This window comes from Cerasicoccus sp. TK19100 (genome assembly GCF_027257155.1).
Taxonomy (GTDB): Bacteria; Verrucomicrobiota; Verrucomicrobiia; order Opitutales; family Cerasicoccaceae; genus Cerasicoccus; species Cerasicoccus fimbriatus.
The window spans coordinates 92,288-113,455 of record NZ_JAPWDU010000009.1 but is presented as its reverse complement, the minus strand read 5'-3'; the positions used below and the strand labels follow the sequence as shown (position 1 = coordinate 113,455).

Annotated in this window: 17 protein-coding genes; 5 read left to right on the top strand and 12 right to left on the bottom strand. The window is 56.9% G+C overall.

Going from position 1 to position 21,168, the window contains the following annotated elements; genetic code table 11:
- Window positions 1–130: 130 nt before the first annotated feature.
- The 8 genes from O3S85_RS19800 to cysC all read right to left on the bottom strand — a co-directional run bounded on the left by O3S85_RS19800 (window position 131) and on the right by cysC (window position 10,414).
- A complete protein-coding gene (locus O3S85_RS19800; RefSeq protein WP_269542875.1) occupies window positions 131–1,321 on the bottom strand; it encodes a pyridoxal phosphate-dependent aminotransferase in 1,191 nt (396 codons plus the stop codon).
- Window positions 1,322–1,445: 124 nt separating this feature from the next.
- Complete coding sequence (locus O3S85_RS19795; protein WP_269542873.1) at window positions 1,446–1,835, bottom strand: hypothetical protein; 390 nt, start codon at window positions 1,833–1,835, stop codon at window positions 1,446–1,448.
- A 442-nt stretch (window positions 1,836–2,277) separates the two neighbouring features.
- A complete protein-coding gene (locus O3S85_RS19790) occupies window positions 2,278–3,222 on the bottom strand; it encodes a histone deacetylase family protein (protein WP_269542872.1) in 945 nt (314 codons plus the stop codon).
- Window positions 3,223–6,927, bottom strand: coding sequence for a hydantoinase B/oxoprolinase family protein (locus tag O3S85_RS19785; RefSeq protein ID WP_269542871.1), 3,705 nt, complete (start codon window positions 6,925–6,927; stop codon window positions 3,223–3,225).
- Between the two features lie 204 nt (window positions 6,928–7,131).
- Window positions 7,132–8,406 (bottom strand): sulfate adenylyltransferase subunit 1, encoded by a 1,275-nt coding sequence (locus O3S85_RS19780; RefSeq protein ID WP_269542869.1) that lies wholly within the window; start codon window positions 8,404–8,406, stop codon window positions 7,132–7,134.
- A 52-nt stretch (window positions 8,407–8,458) separates the two neighbouring features.
- Window positions 8,459–8,827: a four helix bundle protein gene (locus O3S85_RS19775; RefSeq protein WP_269542868.1), complete on the bottom strand. Its 369-nt coding sequence runs from the start codon at window positions 8,825–8,827 to the stop codon at window positions 8,459–8,461.
- 52 nt (window positions 8,828–8,879) lie between these two features.
- Entirely contained in the window at window positions 8,880–9,797 is a 918-nt protein-coding gene (cysD, locus tag O3S85_RS19770; protein ID WP_269542866.1) for a sulfate adenylyltransferase subunit CysD, read from the bottom strand.
- An 8-nt stretch (window positions 9,798–9,805) separates the two neighbouring features.
- Window positions 9,806–10,414, bottom strand: a complete 609-nt coding sequence (cysC, locus tag O3S85_RS19765) for an adenylyl-sulfate kinase (protein WP_269542865.1) — start codon at window positions 10,412–10,414, stop codon at window positions 9,806–9,808.
- Window positions 10,415–10,569: 155 nt separating this feature from the next.
- Here cysC and O3S85_RS19760 point away from each other — a divergent pair, with 155 nt between their 5' ends.
- Window positions 10,570–12,663: a S1 family peptidase gene (locus tag O3S85_RS19760; protein WP_269542864.1), complete on the top strand. Its 2,094-nt coding sequence runs from the start codon at window positions 10,570–10,572 to the stop codon at window positions 12,661–12,663.
- Here O3S85_RS19760 and O3S85_RS19755 read toward each other — a convergent pair.
- Window positions 12,660–12,941, bottom strand: coding sequence for a DUF3634 family protein (locus O3S85_RS19755; protein ID WP_269542862.1), 282 nt, complete (start codon window positions 12,939–12,941; stop codon window positions 12,660–12,662). The two genes, O3S85_RS19760 and O3S85_RS19755, sit on opposite strands and share 4 nt — an antisense overlap.
- 20 nt (window positions 12,942–12,961) lie before the next feature.
- A complete protein-coding gene (locus tag O3S85_RS19750; protein WP_269542861.1) occupies window positions 12,962–13,903 on the bottom strand; it encodes a hypothetical protein in 942 nt (313 codons plus the stop codon).
- 108 nt (window positions 13,904–14,011) lie between these two features.
- Here O3S85_RS19750 and fabV point away from each other — a divergent pair, with 108 nt between their 5' ends.
- Together fabV and O3S85_RS19740 are read left to right on the top strand one after the other, a co-directional pair.
- Window positions 14,012–15,196, top strand: a complete 1,185-nt coding sequence (fabV, locus tag O3S85_RS19745) for an enoyl-ACP reductase FabV (protein ID WP_269542859.1) — start codon at window positions 14,012–14,014, stop codon at window positions 15,194–15,196.
- A gap of 462 nt (window positions 15,197–15,658) precedes the next feature.
- Window positions 15,659–16,615 carry a dTDP-4-dehydrorhamnose reductase family protein gene (locus tag O3S85_RS19740; RefSeq protein WP_269542858.1) on the top strand — a complete coding sequence of 319 codons (957 nt, stop codon included), beginning with the start codon at window positions 15,659–15,661 and terminating at the stop codon, window positions 16,613–16,615.
- A gap of 181 nt (window positions 16,616–16,796) precedes the next feature.
- Here the strand turns inward: O3S85_RS19740 and O3S85_RS19735 are convergent, their stop codons facing one another.
- Entirely contained in the window at window positions 16,797–17,531 is a 735-nt protein-coding gene (locus O3S85_RS19735; RefSeq protein ID WP_269542857.1) for a glycerophosphodiester phosphodiesterase, read from the bottom strand.
- 361 nt (window positions 17,532–17,892) lie between these two features.
- Window positions 17,893–18,813 carry an aldose epimerase family protein gene (locus tag O3S85_RS19730; protein WP_269542856.1) on the bottom strand — a complete coding sequence of 307 codons (921 nt, stop codon included), beginning with the start codon at window positions 18,811–18,813 and terminating at the stop codon, window positions 17,893–17,895.
- Between the two features lie 258 nt (window positions 18,814–19,071).
- On the opposite strand from O3S85_RS19730, the gene O3S85_RS19725 reads away from it, so the two are divergent.
- Window positions 19,072–20,736, top strand: a complete 1,665-nt coding sequence (locus tag O3S85_RS19725) for an NfeD family protein (protein ID WP_269542855.1) — start codon at window positions 19,072–19,074, stop codon at window positions 20,734–20,736.
- Between the two features lie 15 nt (window positions 20,737–20,751).
- Window positions 20,752–21,165: a hypothetical protein gene (locus tag O3S85_RS19720; RefSeq protein ID WP_269542854.1), complete on the top strand. Its 414-nt coding sequence runs from the start codon at window positions 20,752–20,754 to the stop codon at window positions 21,163–21,165.
- The last annotated feature ends 3 nt before the right edge of the window (window positions 21,166–21,168 follow it).

Sequence of the window (21,168 nt, the reverse complement as noted above, 5' to 3'; positions counted from 1 at the left end):
ACGTAAACTAGATCATTCGGATCATCAAAAATTCCAAGCAATTTAATGTTACATCTGCCCAGGCAACAATCGTAACAAAAAAGCGGGGGACGAACCATCCCCCGCTTTCGCAATGAAATCTGTTATGAAACTATAGAGCGCCGCAGAAACGCGTGAGTCGCTCCAAGCCTTTGCTGATGACTTCGTCCGAAGTCGCGTAAGACAGGCGGACGTAGTCATCGGCCCCAAACGCGACACCCGGCACAACCGCGACGAGCTCTTGCTCAAGCAGCTTCGCGGAGAAGTCTGTCGAGTTCAGGCCATAGGAAGAAATGTTCGGGAACAGGTAGAACGCGCCTTGAGCCCGGTCGCAGCGAACGCCGTCGATCGCGTTCAGGCCATTGAGCAAGGTTAAGCGACGACGGTCAAAAACGGTGAGCATTTCTGCGATTGCCGACTTTGCCTTCTCCGGATTTTCCATCGCGGCCAAGGCACCATATTGCACAAAGGTCGTGGCGTTAGACGAAGTTTGGCTCTGCAAGTTTGCCACTGCCTTGGCCACCGGCATCGGTGCCATCAGCGTGCCCAAACGCCAACCCGTCATCGAGAAGGTCTTGGAAAAACCGGAGACCGTAATCGTGATCGCTGCGGCTTCTTCACTCAGGCTCGCTGGCGAGACAAACTCCACACCATCATAGAGCAGGTATTCGTAAATCTCGTCGGACATCACGTAGATGCCGGCTTCGATCGCCACGGCCATGATTGCCTCGATCTCGGCCTTGGAGTATAGCGCGCCTGTCGGGTTTGACGGGCTATTGAGCACCAGCAGTTTCGTCTTGGGCGTGATTGCCTCCTTGAGCTGCTCGGGGGTGATTTTAAAGCCTTGGTCATCGCCGGCAAAAACCACCTTGGGCGTCGCGCCGGCCAGTTTCACCATTTCCGGGTAACTCACCCAGTATGGTGCCGGGATAATCACTTCGTCACCCGGACCGCAGACAGCGAGGATCGCCAAATAGCAGGAAAACTTACCACCAGGGCTGACGACCACCTGCTCAGACTTTACGCCAGCAACACCGTTTTCATTGATGTACTTTTCGGCGATTGCCGCACGCAGCTTAGGGATGCCCGCTGCGGGCGCATACTTGGTATCACCACGGCGCAAGGAATCCTCGCACGCCTGTTTGATAAATTCTGGCGTGTCAAAATCCGGCTCACCGGCTCCAAATCCACAGACGTCCTTGCCTTCTGCTTTCAGCGCTTTGGCTTTAGCGTCGACCGCAAGCGTCGGGGATGGCGAGATGTTACTGGCCCAAGGGGATAATTTTAATTCAGATGCTGGCATTTCGGGTTTGATATTTAATTAAACCCAGCAAGCATCAGCATCCGGCCCCGCAAAGCAACCCTTTTCAGCGCCCGGCCCCTGAAGGCCGGACGAGAAAGGAATTCGCGAGGCTACGAATTAAGACTTATTTCTTCTTTTTCGCTTTTTTGGGCTTCTTCGCTTTTTTGACGGGTGCCTTCTTCACGGCGGCTTTCTTCGCCGGTGCCTTTTTCACGGCCTTCTTTGCCGCAGCCTTCTTGACGGCCTTTTTAGCGACCTTCTTCTTAACGGCTTTTTTAACCGCCTTCTTGGCTGCCTTTTTCACGGCTTTCTTGGCCGCAGCCTTTTTTGCGGATGCCTTCTTGACCGCTTTCTTAGCAGCCTTCTTTACCGCCTTCTTGGCAGCGACTTTTTTCACGGCCTTCTTGGCAGCGACCTTTTTCTTAACAACCGCCTTCTTGGCGGCTGGCTTCTTGGCAGCCTTCTTGGTGGCGGCCTTTTTCACTACTTTAGTTGTTTTCTTTTTCGTAGCCATATCAGGTTAGTCCTTTTCTTGGTTTGTAGCGCCTCTACATCATCTACGCACAGCAAGCATTGCCACACGATCGATGGTGAAGAGAAAACATACTGAGCTTCAGGCCAGCCACGACTTGCGCCATCTGCTCGTTAAAGTAAGTGCGCACAGACACAGTTGGGTAATGTGCGCAAGCGAGATAAAAGTCAGGAGAAGTTGGGCCGCACTTGCTAGCATTACGGGAGGCAATCCCCTTCGGACTTTGCGTTAAGCAGAATCCTAATTTCCGAATAATCGGTGCGTGATGTAAGCAAATTTGAGTCACTACTTGCTGACGACAAAGGCTTAAAACCCCGTAGTTAATGGGGTAGTTAGCAAGTCGGTGACTAAATATCAATCATAAAGTTACCTAACCATCACCAACATGTTACTTTGCCACGCAAAGTTTGCGCCCAAAACGCGCTTACTCTCCATCGCAAAGCGACTGCACGTGCTCCACGGTTGACCGTGCTAACGCGTCCAAATTATAGCCTCCCTCAAGCACCGAAACCAATCGCCCAGCACAACTTTGCGCCGCAAAGTTTTTGATTAACCGGGTAAGTTTGTAAAAGTCTTCATCGCGCAAACGCATGTTTGCCAACGGATCATCCTGGTGCGCATCGAAGCCTGCGGAGATAAGAACCAGCTCCGGCTGAAATGCCTTTAACGCCGGCTCCACTTCAGCATCCCAGGCCAACTGATACTCTTCATATTCCGCGCCGGCGACGAGAGGGATATTCAAGGTAGAGCCCACGCCCTCGCCTTCACCGGTCTCACTGCGCGAGCCTGTCCCCGGATAGAAAGGGTACTGATGAAAACTCGTGAAGTGAACCGTGCCATCTTTATAGAACGCGTGCTGCGTGCCATTGCCATGATGCACGTCGATATCGATAATCGCCACGCGCTTTAACGCGTATTGCTGCTGCGCATAGCGCGCCGCCACCGCGACGTTATTAAACAAACAAAAGCCCATTGCCTGCGCATGCTCTGCGTGGTGCCCGGGCGGCCGCATGATGCTGAACGCATTACGCGCCTTGCCTTGCATCACTTCGTCTACCGCAAGCATCGCGCCACCGGCCGACAGGCGCGCGACCGCAAATGAATCCACACAGACATGCGTATCGCCATGGTCCAGTTGATCCGCTCCTCTCAAGCATGCTTCCTCAACTTTGCGCACGTAGCCCTGGTCGTGGATTTGCTCGATGCGTGAGAGTTCCGCTGGCGTTGCCTTCAGCCAGTAAATATCCTTGTCCGCAAAATTATCCCGCAACGCTTTTTCGATGGCCTGCGTACGCTCGGGCCGCTCCGGATGATAACCACCAGTATCGTGCAGCGCACAATCGGGGTGATAGATAATCGCGGTTTTCATTCAGACTCCGTAACCGCCTCCGCCCGGTGTTTCAATACAAAGCCGCTCGCCTGGCTGCGCCTCATAATCCACACATGACGCAAGGAATTCATAATTGCCACCGGGCAGAATCCGCTTCTGCTCGCCAGGCATGCCATCTCCGCCGCCCTTGGCACCCATCGGGCCGCGCTCGCGATGCTGCGTTAACAACGACACCGACATTGGTGCCAAAAACTCCACCTCACGCACGAGGCCGTCTCCACCGCGCCAATATCCGGCACCGCCAGAACGCTCACGTAAACCGAAACGCCACAAGCGCATCGGGTAACGTCGCTCAAATATTTCCGGATCGGTGATCGCGGTATTGGTCATGTGCGTGTGGACTCCCGAGCATCCGTCAAAGCCATCACCCGCGCCCGCGCCTCCACCAATCGTTTCGTAGTAGCTGACTGCATCGTTGCCGAAGATAAAATTGTTCATCGTGCTCTGGCTGTCGGCTACCACGCCCAATGCCCGCAAACAGCACTCCACCACACGTTGACTCGTCTCCACGTTACCCCCCACAACGGCGGGTGCTTCACGCGAATCTTGCGGAAACTCCGGGTTCAAAAAGCACCTTGGCAAATGCAAGTCCAGCGGAGCGAACAAACCTTCATTGAGCGGTATATCTTCTCTCACCAACAAACGCATCACGTAAATCAACGCGCTGGTGACAATGGCCGGCGTTGCGTTCAAATTCCCCTCATGGCGGAGCGTGGTGTTTGCAAAATCCACCCGGATGCGACCATCGGCGACTTCCATCGACACATTAATCTCTGCACCATCATCCAAGGTAGAAACCGATGAAAGTACCCCCGACGGAAGCGCCTTCAATTGGTCCCGCAAAGCTTGCTCGGAGAAATCCAACAGCGCCTGCATGTAGTGCGCAACGGCGTCGGTACCGTAGTCGGCGATCATCGCCAGCAGTTGCGTTCCTCCACGACGATTGGCGGCCAACTGTGCATTGATATCCGCGAGATTATCCGCAACCGCACGCGATGGATAAGGCGACTCGCGCAACATCGCCTCCAAGCGGCATAGGCAATTATCACCGGCTTCAAAAATTTTCGTAGGCGGAATCACCACCCCCTCTTCCGCCAGACACGTGGCATTGGGTGGCATTGATCCCGGGCGAATCCCGCCAAGCTCCGCGTGATGCGCACGATTAGCAACGTAGGCGATCAACTTGCCGTCGACAAAGACTGGCGTGATCACCGTGACGTCCGGCAAATGCGAGCCGCCAAAGCCCGGATGATTCGTCACCACAACATCGCCCGGCAACATCTCCATATGTTGCGCCACCGTCCGCACGCACATACCAAGCGCGCCCAAATGGACGGGGATGTGCGGTGCGTTTGCGATCAGCCGCCCTTGCGCATCGAGCAGCGCACAGGAAAAGTCGAGGCGCTCCTTCACATTGGTCGACACCGCGGTCCGCTCCAACTGCACGCCCATCTCATCGACTACTTGCCGAAAGCGATTCGTAAACAGCTCGCGGGCGATGGATTCATTGAGCGCTTCGTCCCGCGAACGCTCGCCCTCACGCAAAAGGCGCAGCGTACCATGCGTGCCCATCACCGCACTCCAGTTGGCCTCAATGAAAAGCGTGCAGGTATCATCATGCACAATTGCCGGCCCGCGAACGAGTGCGCCGACGGGAATTTCCCCACGCGACCAAGTTGATATATCCGCACCTTGCGAACACAATACAGTGGGCTCTGCGGCAAACGTTTCCTCATCCAGCGCGGGGGGCTTCGTCGAGACAGCGACTTCCAACCCAACGACCTCGACTTCTCGGCCTTCCGGGAAATAACCAAAAACCGATTCATACTCACGCTGATATGCGTCGGCCAAATCGTTGGCGTAATCGATCGTGATCGATGACTCCTGCCCCGCTAACCGCAAGGCTACACGGCGATGCCGAACAACCAGATCCGCACCGGTCATGCCTTCTTGTTGCATCGCGGCGCGCAACTCCGTCGCGATATCTTCGAGCCAGGTTTCGATGCTCCCCGTAACGGCAGACAGCGGCTGCATGATCTGGCGCTGGCCAATGCGCTCGACCACCGCCTGCTGGATGCCATAAGCGCTCAGCACCCCGGCATGAGGCGGGAAAAGCACGGTGTCGATATTCAGCTCGTCCGCGATTGCGCAAGCATGCATGCCACCGGCTCCACCAAAGGCCACGAGTGCATAGTCCTGCGGGTTATAGCCCTCGCGCACGGAGATAGTTTCAATCGCCGCCGCCATGCGCTCGTTCGCAATCCGCAAAAAGCCCTGCAACAACTCGTCGCGCTCAATGCCAACTTCACGTGCGATTTCTTCCGCCGCCCGGGCGGCTTTATCCGGATAAACCGGGATGCTAAACGCGGCGGGCAGCACCCGACCGAGCAGTAGGTTGACATCGGTCACCGTGAGCGGGCCACCGGCACCATAACAAGCGGGCCCCGGATGCGCGCCCGCGCTGTCCGGCCCGACAAATAATTTGCGCCCATCCCAACCACAGATAGATCCTCCCCCGGCGGCGACGGTTTCAATTTTTAACGCAGGTGCGAGGATTGACGCATCGCCCACCGTGTGCGACGAGCGATAATCGAACGCGCCCTCACTGCGTGAAACGTCCGTGCTCGTGCCGCCCATGTCGAACGCGATCACCCGCGAAAAGCCAGCCTGCTTCCCAGCGGCCACCGCCCCGACTACCCCACCGGCGGGTCCGCTCAGCAGCGAATCTTTCGCGCGAAAATCCTCCCGCGCGGAAAGCCCACCAGCACTCGTCATGATGCGCAGTCGGCCATTGCCCAGCGAACCCTGCACCTGATTCAAGTAGCTGTTCATGATCGGGCTCAAGTAGGCGTCGACCACCGCCGTTTGCGCACGGGGCAGCAGCTTGATGAATGGGGCCAGTTCCGACGAAAGCGTCACCACCTCGAAGCCAGCTTCGCGCAAAAAGTTTCCCAGCGCCTGCTCGTGCGCCGGGTTTTGATAGCTATGCAGCAGCGCAATAGCAGCGACTTGGCAACCCGCCGAACGCGCGGCGTTTACTTTGTCCCACAAAGCTTGGCCCATGTTCAGCGGCTCGATCTCAACACCCTCGGCATCGAGTCGGCCCTCCACTTCGACCACCTCGCACGGCAGCGGCTTGGGCCGGCGAATATCGAGCGCAAACAAATCCGGGCGGCGCTGATCGCCAATCGTCAATAAATCCGCAAAGCCGCGCGTCACGAAAAACGCAGTGCGCGCACCCTTGCGTTCGAGCAAGGCATTGGTGCCTCGCGTTGTGCCCAGACGCAGCTCGATCGGCGGCAGCGGCTCATCACCCGGCGTCCGCGTCAAGACCCGCGCGCCAAGGATCGGAGCCTCCTCGCCGGTCGACAGCTCGATCAAGCTGCCCGGCGGCAAGGGACCACGAGACTCAAGAAGCATCGCCTTATCGCGCGCACGGTATTCCATAACACGAAAGGACTCGCCGCCGGGAAACGTCGCATAAAAGCCGCAGAAAAAGCGATCCGGAAAGCTCCAGCTCGACTCCAGGTGCACCCACCCACCGCCGAACTTACCCGCCACCATAGCCCGCAAACTGGCGTTACTAAGCACCTTGGCGCGATGCGGACGCCCACGTGGGTCCACACCAATCAAGTCAGTAAAAGTGCCGCCGGTGTCCGCAGCGATTTGCCAGGGCTCAGCCATAGCCCTGATCAAAAATCAGTCCGCGCCACAAGTCTATGCAAAAGGCGCGGGGGCATCCTTGTGTTTTGGTGCTCAGTTCTCGGTGCCTGGTGCTAATGGAAAAAAAGACGCGGATTACACCGCGTCTTTTTAAAAGTAATTCTGCTTTCGAGTTTCCACACTTGGCCCTAACCGAGAGCCAAGCACGAAGAACCAGAGCACCCCTTACAGGATCATACCCGCGGCGACGGTCTCGTTCGAGAATTCGTCGATGAGCACGAAGCTGCCGGTTTGGCGGTTGCGCGAGTAGCTGTCGTAGAAGAGCGGCGACGAGGTGCGCAGGCAAATGCGGCCAATGTCGTTGAGCCCGAATTCGAGGTCGTCCTCGATCTTGTGCAGCGTGTTGATGTTCACCTTGTAGCGGACATCCTTCACGATCGCCTTCACTTCCTTGGTCGTGTGGCGCAGCACCAGCTTCTCGCGGCCCTTGAGCTTTTTCTTCTCGGAGAACCAGCAGATCATCGCCTCGATGTCTTGGTCGACTTTGGGCTGATTGTTCGGCTTGGCGATCATGTCGCCGCGCGAAATATCAATTTCGTCCTCCAGCGTCATCGTCACCGACAGCGGATTGAAGGCTTCCTTGATCTCGCCTTCCAGCGTATGGATCGCCTTGACCTTGGTGCTAAATCCGCTCGGCAGAACGACTACGTCGTCGCCGGGCTTGAACACACCACCAGCCACACGGCCCGCGTAACCGCGGAAGTCGTGCCACTCGTTGGACATCGGGCGGACCACCCACTGCACCGGGAAGCGCGCGTCGATATGGTTGGCGTCGGGGCCCACGTAAACGTGCTCCAGGTGATACATGAGCGTCGGCCCCTGATACCAGTCCATGTTCTTGGACTTATCGACGACGTTGTCGCCTTCGAGCGCACTGATCGGAATAAAGGTCACTTCGACCACATTATCCAAGCGCGAGGCAAAGTCCTTGAAGTCCTTAATGATCTCTTCGTAGCGCTTCTCGCTCCAGTCCACGAGGTCCATTTTGTTCACGCAAATCACGACGTGCTGAATGCGCAGCAAGCTCGCGATAAAAGCGTGGCGGCAAGTCTGCTCAATCACGCCTTTACGCGCGTCGATAAGGATGATGGCGAGGTTGGCCGTCGAGGCACCCGTCACCATGTTGCGCGTGTATTGGATGTGCCCCGGCGTGTCCGCGATGATGAACTTACGCTTCGGCGTGGCAAAGTAACGATAAGCCACATCGATCGTGATGCCCTGCTCGCGCTCAGCACGCAGGCCATCGGTCAGCAGCGCAAGGTTCACATGCTCATCGCCGCGTGCCTTGGAGCTGGTTTCGACCGCTTCGAGTTGGTCTTCGAAAATGTTTTTTGAGTCGTATAAGAGTCGGCCAATCAGCGTGCTCTTACCGTCGTCAACGGAACCCGCCGTCGTAAAACGGAGGAGGTCCATGTCTAAATATCCGCGTTCTTCGCTCATAGGAAATGTGTTTTAGTTCTTGGTGCTTGGTTCTTAGTTTCAGTCAGGTGGATTAGGATTCCATTTCCTTCAGATATTTTATGAAGCCACCGACTTTTGATCTGACTGTTCTAGCTCTATTATAAAGGTCGTTAAATTCTTCGTTGCTAATGTAATCTTGGTCCGATGCGACGTAGAGTTCGCTCATGACTTCAGTTGCAGATCGTTGCGCGTAGCCAAGAAATCGAATAAATTCGGCTCTCGAACCACCATCAAAGCCCTCAGCAATGTTATGCATTATGGAACTCGATGCTCGGCGTATTTGATCTTTCAGTCCCCAGTCTTTGGCAAATTCCCCTTTCGCTGATACTCGATAAACGTGCTTGGTTAATTCTCGGGCCAACTGCCAACTTTGAATCTCCTCAAATTTCGTGATCTTCATCGTTCCATTCAGTGGGCAACCAAGAAACAAGCACTAAGCACAAAGGCACATATTAAAAGTAACCCTGCTTTTTGCGGTCTTCCATGGCGGTTTCGGAGCGCTTGTCATCGGAGCGGGTGCCACGCTCGGTTTGGCGGGCGGCAGCGACTTCTTCAATGATGTCGTCAATGGTGGCCGCAGTGGAGAGCACGGCACCAGTGCAGGTGGCGTCGCCAATTGTGCGGAAGCGGACCACTTCCTTGCGGGCGGTGGCTTGCTCTTCCGGCAGCATCGTAATGAAGTCCGTCTGCGAGAGGATCACGCCGTCGCGGGTGAACACATCGCGCTCGGAGGCGAAGTAAAGGCTCGGCAGCGGAATTTCCTCGGCCTTGATGTATTGCCACACGTCCATCTCCGTCCAGTTGGAGAGCGGGAACACGCGGAAGTGCTCGCCGTGCTGCTTGCGGCCGTTGAAAATATTCCAGAGTTCGGGGCGCTGGTTCTTCGGGTCCCACTGGCCAAACTCGTCACGGTGCGAGAAGAAGCGCTCCTTGGCGCGGGCCTTTTCTTCGTCGCGGCGACCACCACCGAGGCAGGCGTCGTAGCCATGCTGCTCAATCGTGTCGAGCAGGGTCACGGTCTGCAGCGCATTGCGGCTAGCCTTGGGGCCCTTTTCTTCCTGCACGCGGCCCTGGTCGATCGAGTCCTGCACGAGGCCGACGACGAGGTTCGCCTTGATCTGCTCCACGAAGTCGTCGCGGTAGGTGATCGTCTCCGGGAAGTTGTGGCCGGTGTCCACGTGGACCAGCGGGAAGGGAAGCTTGGCCGGGTAAAAGGCCTTGCGCGCCAGCCATGCCATGACGATTGAGTCTTTGCCGCCCGAGAAAAGCAGCGCGGGCTTTTCAAACTGCGCTGCGGTTTCGCGCAGGATGTAGATCGCCTCGGACTCCAGTTGTTTGAGGTGGTTAACCTGGTAGCTTTTGTGTTCCATGGGAAAAATTATTTCGCGCTCACGCGGGCCAACACGTAGTCGAGCAGCCGCTGCACGCTTTGTTCAATGGTTTCGTTTTCAGTGTCGATGATCAGCGCGGGCGCGGCAGGCTCTTCGAAGCCGCTGTCCTTGCCGGTAAATTGCTTCACCTGGCCAGCCTGTACTTTCTTATAAAGGCCTTTCGGGTCGCGCTCCTGGCAACGCTCGTAGCTGGCCTTCACGTAAATGTCGGAAAAATCTTCGTCGCCCACGATCTCCTTAGCCAATTGGCGAAGCTCCTCCTTCGGGCAAATGAAGGAAGTGATCGTGATCACGCCGGCGTCCTTAAACAGCTTGGCCACCTCGCCGATGCGGCGGATGTTTTCCAGGCGGTCTTCGTCGGAAAAGCCGAGGTCTTTGTTCAGGCCGCTGCGGATATTATCGCCGTCGAGCACTTGGGCAAAGAGACCACGCTGGAAGAGTTCGCGCTCCAGGGCGACCGCCAACGTCGACTTGCCCGAGCCACTCAGGCCGAACAACCAAAAGACATGCGAGCGCTGCTTGAGCGCCGACTCGCGGTCGGCCCGCGGAAGCATGCGGTCGAATATCTGGTAAATGTTGTCGGGTGTTTCGGGCATTTCGGAAAAGAAAGTTGGGTATCGATAAGCACAGGATTGGCAAGCGCAAGCTTATTATTACTATCTTACCTAATAAACCAAAGATAAACTTTTCTGCCACACCGCTGTTCCTATAAACACCGAAGCTTGCCAAACAATGGATGCTTCGTGATATCATGTTAACTGTGCATCGCATTCTCCAGTCGTTGATTACCGCCGCGCTCGTGGCAACCACCGCCCATGCTCAGGCGCCAGCAACCCCGGAGAACCTCCCCACCCCGCAGGCCCGAACCATCTTCGAGCAGCCGCGCGATGGCTTACCCATTCTCCTGCGCACCCGCGAGACCTACGAAAAGTGTGCCACCTACCGCGCCCAAGGGGCCGTCCGCGTGGTGGTATACGAGGAGCAGAAGAAGTCACAAAGCTTTCTTTTTCAAGAAGGTGGCGGCTCGACCCGCACCAAGCGCTATAAGCTGTTTTCCACTGCCTTTAAGCGCGATCCCTTTTCCCTGCGCCAGGAGATCCTGAGCATCAGTGCGGGCCGCAGCTTTACGTCGATCGACTACTGGTCGCCGCAGCGCCACGCCGTGGACCACTACTCGTCCTCGCCACTGCCAATGACCACCCAGGCGCTTGCCAACGCCATCCGCGAAAACAATTACCTGCTGCTCAACTACGACCCCGCCCCCGAGTGGCTGCTGGCCTCGAACCCCGACATCGCACCCGCCCTCGAAGACAAGGCTGACTGGCTGATGCAGTCCGCGAATTTTCCTCGCGACGTCTGGTGGATCGGCGAAGAAACCCTTGCCGGCGTTCCAACCGATATCCTCACCTGGCGCACCTCCATGGGCGACGGCGTTGCCGTTTGGCTAACGCGTGAACCGCTGGCGATAGTCAAAGTCATGGCCGAGCGCGCCGACGAGCGCGACTACACCAACATCACGGTGCTGATGCAGCCGGAGTTCGGTGTCGCGGTGAGTGACGACGAGCTAGCCCTGAACCGCCCGCGCCCGGACTTCTTTAGCATGGACCCCAGTAATGTCGTTTTCGGCTCGCTGGAAATGCCGCCCGTGCCCGCCGAGCGGACCCCCATGGCCCCCTCCAACAGCGATGACATCACTGCGACGCCGCGCTCCACCGAGACGCCCAACCCACCCGCAATTGCCGAGATCGAAGAAGCGCCCGCTAGCGGCGTGGCTGGTGCCAATGTCGAGATGGCCCAACTGCCCGGCGAGCAAATCCAGGATGAAGTCGAGGCCGAACAAGCGCCCGAGCGCAGCATCCTCACCCCCGAGCAACTGGCTGCCATTGTCGTCATCGAAGGCGACCAGGGCGTCGGCACCGGCTTCTTTTGTAAGATCCGTGGCCGCGACTTTATCGTAACCAACCAGCACGTGCTGACCGGCCATCGCCAGCTGCGTATTCGCACCGTCGACGGCACCCCCGTCAAGGCTGGCGAAATTTACGGTGCCATCGGACACGACATCGCGATGATCGCCGTCGAAGAACCGCATGCCTCGCTGATCGCCGCCGAAAGCGTCGACGAGTCCACTAACATCGGCGACCCGGTCGTCGTCCCGGGCAACAAGCTCGGTGGCGGTGTGGTCACTCAGGTCACCGGCGAGGTGCTTGGCATTGGCCCCGACCGCGTTGAGATCGACGCAAAATTCGTCCCCGGCAACAGCGGCAGCCCAATCATCAACCTCGACACTGGCGAAGTCATCGCCGTGGCAACTTACGTTAAAAAAGACAAGCCCTCGAACTTCGCCGAGGAGGAGGCCTTTCGCAACGAGGTCAGCCGCGACGGCTCCATTGTCCGCTGGTTCGGCTACCGCATCGATTCCGTTACCCAGTGGGAGCAGATCAACTGGTTTAAGTGGCAGCGACAGCACGACCTCGTCACCAAGTTCAGTGACGACTCCCTGGCCCTCTACCAATACCTCAACAACAACAACGCCTTCTACAACAACCGCGAACTGCGCTCCATTTACGACGATTACCTGGAGGCCATGGCCGACCGCAAGCAAACCACTGACTACTACGAGCGCCAGACCCGCCTCTTCGTCCAGCACATGATTAATTTCGCCCGACGCGACCTGGAGGACGTCAACAAGACGAAGTTCTACGACTACTTTGAGTCCACCGCCAACCCCAAGGACAACATCAAGGAAAACGTCAAATACCGCGAAATGCTCATCGAATACCTCAGCGAGCTCCGCGACAACAACTGGCGCAAACTCTACAACCGCGTCCGCAACCGGACGAATTAGGCAACATACCGTTGTTTATGAATGTGCCAGGAATTCAGTAGTGGCTGACGCACTTTGGCGGGAAAGCCAGGCGAAAAATCAAGTGTAAGCCCGCCCTTTTGCTCGACTCCATAAATGACGCCCGAACGCAAGTCGCCTTCTTCCACTCGCTCATGGATGGCATTCATAAATGCCTTGGGTAGGGATTTCCTGGAATGACTTTTCACCGAACCGGCATTCACCACGACGGCAAATCTCACGCCGGGCAGAAATCTTTTTAAAGCAAAAATCGAAGTCATGAGCCCTTTAGGGTTAGTCATTAAGAATTTCTGAACGCAGGCGGGTTACTCGGGTCCCATTTCTTACCGAAAGTTTTAATGTCAGTCACCAATTTTTCTGGAACCGATTGACGTAAAAGAGAGAACAATTTCTCAACCTCTTTCTGCGGCAGGTGCATCGGATCTCCAATTGATGCATGGCGCGAATAAAACATCAGGTGCTGGGAACCCTTGTCGCCTTCAAGACCATAAGCAATGAGGTCTTCACGAGGGTAAATTCTCAAACCATCATGCAAGATAATCACCCACTTATCCGACACATATAGCCAGTCCCCCTCAGCGAAGTTAGGGTCAACCTCCATCTCTCGATCAATCTCATCGACAACCGAAAAGCTCTTCGCACCCGGCCTCTCCAACTTGCGAATATGCGCGTGTCGTCCCGGATTGGCACCCTTAACCGACTGAAGAACAAATATAAACAGAGCTATTGGAAACACCACCAACGCAATTATCAGAAACAAATTCATGCTGAGCGCATAATCAACGTATCCGTCCAACATAACCGGATACAAACCTGGAACGGCCTCCGACAGGTCGCCAAGATCGTCTGGGATATCCGTTAGCTTTCCACTTATCTGCTTCCCATCAAAAGAGTCATCAGCATAGACCAACAAAAAACGGTCCCGGATTGGAAAAACATAATACCAACCGATTGCGCCTCCAATATTACTCTCTTGGCCCAACACCTTTAACGTCGGCACCTTCTCACCAACCGGAATGAACTCACCTTCCGCAATTCCGTATCGCACCGGGCCCGGGTTTTCTAAGTCCACCAGCTCAACCGGATGTGGCCCGGTTGTCATGTTATAGAAATACTTGTAGTTAATAAAGAAAATGAAGACACAAACCCCGATCACCCAGAGCGTCGACCGTCGATTGGCGCGCAAGTCTTCCGTTGCCTTAGTCAAAATAAAAGATGGCATATTGTGATCAAGCGCCAGCCGTTTCGCTGAGTAAAGTCAAAACATCCAACGCGCATCTTTAACCTTTAAACCTGAACCACAGCCTCTTTAGTCTCTTCTCCAATGAGCATGACCACCGTAAAACCTCGCGTCCGCGGCTTTATCTGCGTGACTTCCCACCCGACCGGCTGCGCGCAACACGTGCAGGAGCAAATCGACCTCGTCAAGTCGCGCGGCCCCATCGTAGGCGGCCCGAAGAAAGTGCTGATCATCGGCGCCTCCACCGGCTACGGGCTGTCCACGCGCATTGCGGCGGCCTTCGGCAGCGGTGCCGACACGCTGGGGGTCTTCTTCGAGCGCCCGAGCGACAAGGGCCGCCCCGCCTCCGCAGGCTGGTATAACTCGGTTGCCTTCGAGCAAGCCGCCACCGAAGCCGGCCTCTATGCCAAGAGCATTAACGGCGACGCCTTTTCCCACGAAATCCGCCGCCAGACCATTGAGCAACTCAAGGCCGACCTCGGCCAGGTCGACATGGTCATCTACTCGCTGGCTTCGCCAATCCGCGTCGATCCCGATAGCGGCGAGAAATTCAAGAGCGTGCTCAAGCCGATCGGCGGTGACTTTACCGCCAAAACCGTCGACACCGACAAGGAGCAAATCCTCGACGTGTCCCTCCCCCCCGCCACCGAGGAAGACATCGCCAACACCCAAAAGGTCATGGGTGGCGAAGACTGGACCCTATGGATGAACGCCCTGCGTGGCGCGGACGCCCTCGCCCCCGGCGCCAAGGCTATCGCCTATTCCTACATCGGACCGGAGGTCACCTACCCGATTTACCGCGAAGGCACCATCGGCAAGGCCAAGGAACACCTGGAAGCTACCGCTGCCGAGCTCCGCATCGCCGGCTTCGACGCCTACGTATCGGTCAACAAAGCCGTCGTCACCCAGGCCAGCTCCGCGATCCCCGTCGTGCCGCTTTACATTTCCATCCTCTTCAAGGTGATGAAGGAAAAGGGCATCCACGAAGGCTGCATCGAACAGATGGACCGCATGTTCCGCGAAAAGATTTACGGCAGCGCTGGCGTCGTCACCGACGACAAGGGCCTGATCCGCGTCGATGACTGGGAAATGCGCGAAGATGTCCAGGAAGCCGTCAAAGCCATCTGGCCCGGCGTCAACACGGATAACCTCAAATCCCTCACCGACTTCGAAGACTACCAACGCGAATTCCTGCGCCTGTTCGGCTTCGGCCTCGACGGCGTGGATTACGACGCGGAAGTCGAGCTGGAAGTCAGCGTGCCCAGCATCGGGTAGCGGGTTAGACGAAACGATTTAAACCGCAGAGAGCGCGGAGGGCGCAGAAATTATATGGCAACCCAAGTTTGCATAAATTGCGGAAATGATTCCATGACTTGGGCGGTGGATGAAGAACTTAGCGACTTCACTTACTGGTTTTGCAGCGAATGTGAAAAAATAATTGCCTTAGAGAATGAGAACAAGTCCTCACCTTGCTCAGCGTGCAAAGGAAACGCGATGTACATGTGGGATCAAAATAGCGTTTTCGCTTACTGTTTTAAATGCCAAGTAAAAACTCCAATCGACGATCCCTTGCCTGATTGGATAGAAATTTAGACAACTCTCAGCGTCCTCCGCGTCCTCTGCAATTAACTTTTCCTTCCCATCAACATCTGCGCTCATCCGCGGCATTCGTAGTTAAAAAATCCTGATCTACTCTCCTCCGCATTCCCCAATCCGAAATCCGCATTCAAATCACTCATGAAAATCATCGTTACCGGAGCCAGTGGACTTGCTGGCGCAGCGTTCTTAAAAGAAGCCGCGCGGCGCAACCATGACATCATCGCAGTGTCGGGTTCGCGGGAGGCACCGCTGCCACCGAAGGCCGTGGGTCGCCAGATCGACCTGTCCTCCACCTCCGACATCGAGGCGCTGATCCTGGAAGAGTTTCCGGACATCATCGTCAACTGCGCCGCCATCTCCAACCCGGCCGATGTCGAGGCCAACCCCGAGCGCGCGGAAAAGATCAACGTCGCCATGCCGCGCCACCTCGCGATGCTGGCCAACCACCTGTCCGCGCGCTTTTACCACCTGTCGACCGATATGGTGTTCGACGGCGAGGAGGGCCCCTTCAAAACCAGCGACGCCCCCAACCCGCGCAACCTCTACGGCCAGACCAAGATGCTCGCCGAGCGCGAGGTGCTGAAGTTTGGTAAGGAATTCGCGACCGTCCTGCGCATCACGATTCTCACCGGCAACAGCCCCGGCGGTGAACGCTCCGTCCACGAGCGCCTCTTCAAACAATGGGCCGAGGGCAAGCGCCCCACGCTCTTTACCAACGAAATCCGCCAGCCGCTGGCGGTGGACAACCTCGCCGAAGTTCTCGCCGAGCTCTGCGAGCGCCCCAACCTCCACGGCATCTTCCACTGGGGCGGCATTGACAAAGTTTCCCGCTACGAAATAGGTCAGAAAATACTCCAGCACTTCGACCTGCCGGAGGACCTGATCGAGCCCGTCGAGGCCCCCGCCGACCGCCCACTCGATCTCACGCTGGACTTACAGCCCTTGCTTTCCAAGCTGCGCACCACACCGCTTCGCTTCGATGATCAACTACGCCTCATGGAGGTCCCCGCCCTCTGCCGTGCCTGGCACGCCGCCATGACCGGTCGCCAAGTCGACGCACCGAGGGAGCGCCTGGTCAAGGGACGGGATTTTTAAATTGCGGGTTTTATAAAAAGGGGCGGATGGCGGAACGCGAACCTCTGTGTTCGCTGATAAACCATCTGAATTTTCGCAGCTAGTTCGACGTAATTTAAGCCGTAAGTGATGGATTAAAATGCGAACACAGAGGTTCGCGTTCCGCCAGCGTCGCGTTCGTATGCAACGCCATTCACCACTCCTACACCGACTGCCCGATGAACAGCTCCGGGTGGTCGGTGGTCAGAAAGTCGAAGCCGGCGGTTTCCCATTTATCAAGGTCGGCCGGGTCGTTGACGGTCCATACATTCATGATGGCTCCGGCGTCGATCAGGCCTTGGCGGCGCTCGTCGTCGAGCTTGAGCTTGTGAGAGAAGCCGATACCGTGCACCGGTAGGCTGTCGTCGGGCAGGCGCTCGGGGATGCGGCGCGGAATGCGGTTCAGCTTGTCGACGAGGAGCAGCAGCGTGATGTCCGGAAAGCGCGCTGCCATCGGCCAAAGCGCATCCGGGTAAAAGCTCATCAGGAACACTTGGCGCTCGGTGACAAACTGTGGGTTGTCGCGGAAAATCGGTTCAAAAGCGCGCGCCAAGTCGTTGCCGGAGTCATCCTTGAGCTCGACAAAGAAATTCTTCCGCTCAGGCATCGAAGCGAGGACTTCATCCAGACGCGGGATACGCTCGCCGGCAAATTCCGGCCCTTTCCATGAGCCAACGTCCAGCTCCTTCAGTTCCGCATAAGTCGATTTTTTAACGACCAGCTTTTTGCCCGCAACACGCTTGGTGTCGGAGTCGTGAATCACGACAGGCACACCGTCTTTGGTCAAATGGACATCGACCTCGACGCCATCAGCGCCGATTTCCCAGGCCCGGTTAATGGCGGCCATGGTGTTTTCAGGTGCAGAGCCAGAGGCTCCGCGGTGGGCAATTATCCGCATTGCGCGTCATCTTCCACAACCAACGAACCTTGTCAGTAAGGAAATCTGATTTTCGCCAGAAGGTAACGTTACCGGGTGGCGGCATACTTGCAGGCGGTGCCTTGTATACCTGCCCAAGAGGTAGCGCGGAGCGTCTCCGCTCCGCAAGGATAGAGAGTGCGCATCGAATGTTCGCGCAAGCGGATTGCGCCAAATAGCGAACCGAAGAAATAATTATGCGGTCTGCCGCAGCTTGCGGAGCGGAGACGCTCCGCGCTACCATTTATCAGTTGGATTAGCCATTTGCCCCAAAGGCAAATCCGGATGCAACGCATCCGACGGTCCAGACTTCGGCGAGCTCAGTCGAGTCGCGGGACGCTGGCTAGCCGAGTGACACCTGCACGCTGAAGACCTCGCTCTTGCCGGGGTTGACGAAGTGCAGGCCGTTTTTGATTTCGGGGGCGTTGGGTGGGCCCATCCAGGGCTCGACGCAGTAGAAGGGGCTGTCATCGGCGATCGTCCAGGTAACGAGAGCCGTCCACGGGTCGGGGCGGCCGCCGTCGCCGACGCGGATCACGATGTCTTCCTCGCCGCCGGCCGGGCCAAAGCGCACTTCGCTGGTCTTGAGCTTGGTGCGGATCAGGTCGCAAATCGTGTCATCGCCGAAGCTCGCGGGATCGGGAAACTCTTTGACCGGCTCCAGCTTACCGCTGTCGGTTTGGCGGAAGGCTTTTTTCGCGCCGGTGGTGATCATGTAATCCTTGCGCGAGAGGTCGTCGTGCCACGGCAGAGAGAAATAAAAGTGATGACCGGCGCTCCAGGGAATCGGTTTTTGGCTGAGGTTTTTCAGCTCGAAATCGACGTAAAATGCGAGCTGCTCAAAGCGGTAGCGCACGGAAAACTGATAGTCATACGGGTAGGCTTCCCGGCATTCGTCGCTGGGCTCAAAAATGGCGAGAAATCCTTTGTCATGGATCGACTCAATGCGGAATTTGCCCTGCCGCGCATAGCCGTGCATGGCCATGGGGCGGCGCTCGCCCTCGGTGTCTTTCCAGAAGCCGATCTCACCCTCACTGAAAGTGCGCGCGGAGAATGGGAACAGCACCGGGTTGCCACCGCGGACCTTCGCCATGTTGTCCAGATCGGCATTCTCGGGCCAGTGGATCACGTCGCGAAACGAGCCATCGGCCATCTGCAGGTGCCAGTTCATCAGGCGCGCGCCCGCCTCGGGATAGGCGAGAAATGTGGAGGCACCAATGGTCCATTTGCGAATTTGGTGGCCGTTCAGATTGATCGTTTCCATAGTCTGCTAAAAGTGTGCGTTTGCTTGCGTAATTACCAGTGTGAACCGAATGTGGACAGAATTTTTTTCAACTACGGATATCGCAGATGAACGCAAATTTTTGACATGTCCACTTCACCCAGCTGCATCATGTGCATCTGCGTTAATCTGCGTCATTCGTAGTTTTAAACCCTATCCATCTCACTTGAAACGATTCCAAAACGCGATGCGCATTGTAATTGTCTCGGCATACCGGCTCGTTGTAAAATATTGAAAATAATGAACCGCCATTATCCATGGTTGGGCCTGTTGGGCCTGCTGCTGATCATCTGCTCGCTAACTTTGCCAGCGCTGGCTTCCCGTGTGGACAATGACCGCGACCCCGAGGAATCAGCACTCGCACAACAAGCCAACGACGCTCCAGCCCGTAATGATGCGCCGGAGACATCTGCCGCAGCCCGCGACCCGGAACCCGAGGCCGATGCGGCCAGCACCACGGAAGAATCCGGAGCCGAGGAGAGCGTGGCGGTAACCGCAGACGTCCCCCGCGCCACCGTCGGCTCGCTGGAGCGCACGATCCCCGAGCCTCCCGAGGGCGGCTGGGATGTGTATGTGGTGCCGATTGAGGACGCCATTACCAAGCCGCAGCTTTACATCCTCCGACGGGCGCTTAAAGAAGCCATTGCCAACGACGTAGAGGTTATCCTGCTCGACATGAACACCCCGGGCGGCGACCTCTACACCACCCTCGAAATGATGGAAGCACTCGACTACTTCGAGGGGACCACGATGACTTTCGTGGACAAAGAAGCCATCTCCGCCGGCTCCTATATTTCCATCGCCACGGACGACATCTGGTTCGCACCGGGCGGGGTCATGGGTGCCGCTGCCGTGATCACCGGTCAGGGCGAGGACCTGAATGAGACGCTCAAGTCCAAGATCGACAGCTACCTGCGCGCCCGCGTCCGCGCGATTTCCAAAGAGCACCGCTACCGCGCCGACGTGCAGCGCGCGATGATGGACATTAACTTCGAACTCGAGATCGACGGCACGGTGATTAAAGAAGAAGGCGAGCTGCTGACGATCACCGCCGATGAAGCCGTCGAGCTCTATGGCAACCCGCCGCAATCCCTGCTCGCCCAAGGCATTGCCGAGGACATCGACGACCTCCTGACGCAAAAGTTTGGCGCTGGTAATTACAACATCCGCACTTTCGAGGTCACTTGGAGCGAGCAATTCGCCAAGTGGTTTCAAACGATTTCCCCGATCCTGATCAGTGCGGGCATCCTCCTGCTGATCTTTGAGATGAAAACGCCGGGCGTCGGTGTTTTTGCCGTCGGCGGCGTCACGCTGCTGTTGATCGTATTCGCCAGCCAATACTTCGCTGGCATGGCGGGCAATGAGCCGATGCTGATTTTCCTTGTCGGCATTGTGCTGATCGGCGTGGAGATATTTCTGATCCCGGGCACGCTCATTGCCGGCGTGCTGGGCGGTGTCTGCGTGATGGGATCGCTGATTTGGGCGCTGGCCGACATCTGGCCCAAGGGAGCCAAGGGCTTCAGCATTTCAGCCGAGGTCTTTTATATACCGATCGCCCAAGTGTCCGTGGGGCTGATCGTGGCCTTTCTCGCGGCGATAGCCTTTGTTAAATTCCTACCCGACTCCCCGCTCAAGCGCGCACTCGTGCTGGGGGCAACGGTGTCTGGTCGCTCGCCAGCGATGGCAGGCGGTGGCCGTTTGATCGACGTTCGCGAGGGCGAGGAAAACAAACAACCCGAACCCGGCGACCGCGGCATCACCACAACATCCCTCCATCCCGGTGGCCAGGTCGAGATCGATGGCCGACGTTTTCAGGCAACCGCGCTGACCGGCACCATCGACTCCGGCCAAGCAATCGAAGTCGTCGAGCGCCGCGATTTCTCCCTCGTCGTCCGCGCCGTATAACCCGCATTTTCCTTCATGAGCATCGTCGAAAACAACCTCCAATTCAACCAGCCGACCAAGGCTGTATTCTGGATGGTATGGGGCTCCCTGAGCGCTGCGGTCGTGGCCTACCGGTTTTTCCTCTACAACGAGAACCCGGAGCCAGTCCTGCCCGCAGTCATGCTCGCGCCCATGCTGTTCGTGCCGGTGATCATCGCTGCGGCGTGCCGGTGGTTTTTCATTCCCCGCTTAAAGCAGATGCAGCAAATCCTGGTCGCCTCGATCATCGGGATCGCCATGGGGGAATCGATCAGCTTTTATGGATATTTTCTCTTTCCGCCGTATCAGGACCTGTTTTTCGTCGTCAGCCTGCTGATGGTTCTGCAATACATGCCTACCTACCTGAATACGCCGCCTGCGGTGAAGGATCTCTCCGCCGCACAATCCTGATTT

Coding starts and splice junctions, on each gene's coding strand:
- O3S85_RS19720 (WP_269542854.1), top strand. CDS start 20,752: ATGAGCATCGTCGAAAACAACCTCCAATTCAACCAGCCGACCAAGGCT.
- O3S85_RS19760 (WP_269542864.1), top strand. CDS start 10,570: ATGTTAACTGTGCATCGCATTCTCCAGTCGTTGATTACCGCCGCGCTC.
- O3S85_RS19740 (WP_269542858.1), top strand. CDS start 15,659: ATGAAAATCATCGTTACCGGAGCCAGTGGACTTGCTGGCGCAGCGTTC.
- O3S85_RS19730 (WP_269542856.1), bottom strand. CDS start 18,813: ATGGAAACGATCAATCTGAACGGCCACCAAATTCGCAAATGGACCATT.
- cysC (WP_269542865.1), bottom strand. CDS start 10,414: ATGCCCGAAACACCCGACAACATTTACCAGATATTCGACCGCATGCTT.
- O3S85_RS19750 (WP_269542861.1), bottom strand. CDS start 13,903: ATGCCATCTTTTATTTTGACTAAGGCAACGGAAGACTTGCGCGCCAAT.
- O3S85_RS19775 (WP_269542868.1), bottom strand. CDS start 8,827: ATGAAGATCACGAAATTTGAGGAGATTCAAAGTTGGCAGTTGGCCCGA.
- O3S85_RS19780 (WP_269542869.1), bottom strand. CDS start 8,406: ATGAGCGAAGAACGCGGATATTTAGACATGGACCTCCTCCGTTTTACG.
- O3S85_RS19755 (WP_269542862.1), bottom strand. CDS start 12,941: ATGACTTCGATTTTTGCTTTAAAAAGATTTCTGCCCGGCGTGAGATTT.
- cysD (WP_269542866.1), bottom strand. CDS start 9,797: ATGGAACACAAAAGCTACCAGGTTAACCACCTCAAACAACTGGAGTCC.
- O3S85_RS19735 (WP_269542857.1), bottom strand. CDS start 17,531: ATGCGGATAATTGCCCACCGCGGAGCCTCTGGCTCTGCACCTGAAAAC.
- O3S85_RS19800 (WP_269542875.1), bottom strand. CDS start 1,321: ATGCCAGCATCTGAATTAAAATTATCCCCTTGGGCCAGTAACATCTCG.
- O3S85_RS19790 (WP_269542872.1), bottom strand. CDS start 3,222: ATGAAAACCGCGATTATCTATCACCCCGATTGTGCGCTGCACGATACT.
- O3S85_RS19725 (WP_269542855.1), top strand. CDS start 19,072: ATGAACCGCCATTATCCATGGTTGGGCCTGTTGGGCCTGCTGCTGATC.
- O3S85_RS19795 (WP_269542873.1), bottom strand. CDS start 1,835: ATGGCTACGAAAAAGAAAACAACTAAAGTAGTGAAAAAGGCCGCCACC.
- fabV (WP_269542859.1), top strand. CDS start 14,012: ATGACCACCGTAAAACCTCGCGTCCGCGGCTTTATCTGCGTGACTTCC.
- O3S85_RS19785 (WP_269542871.1), bottom strand. CDS start 6,927: ATGGCTGAGCCCTGGCAAATCGCTGCGGACACCGGCGGCACTTTTACT.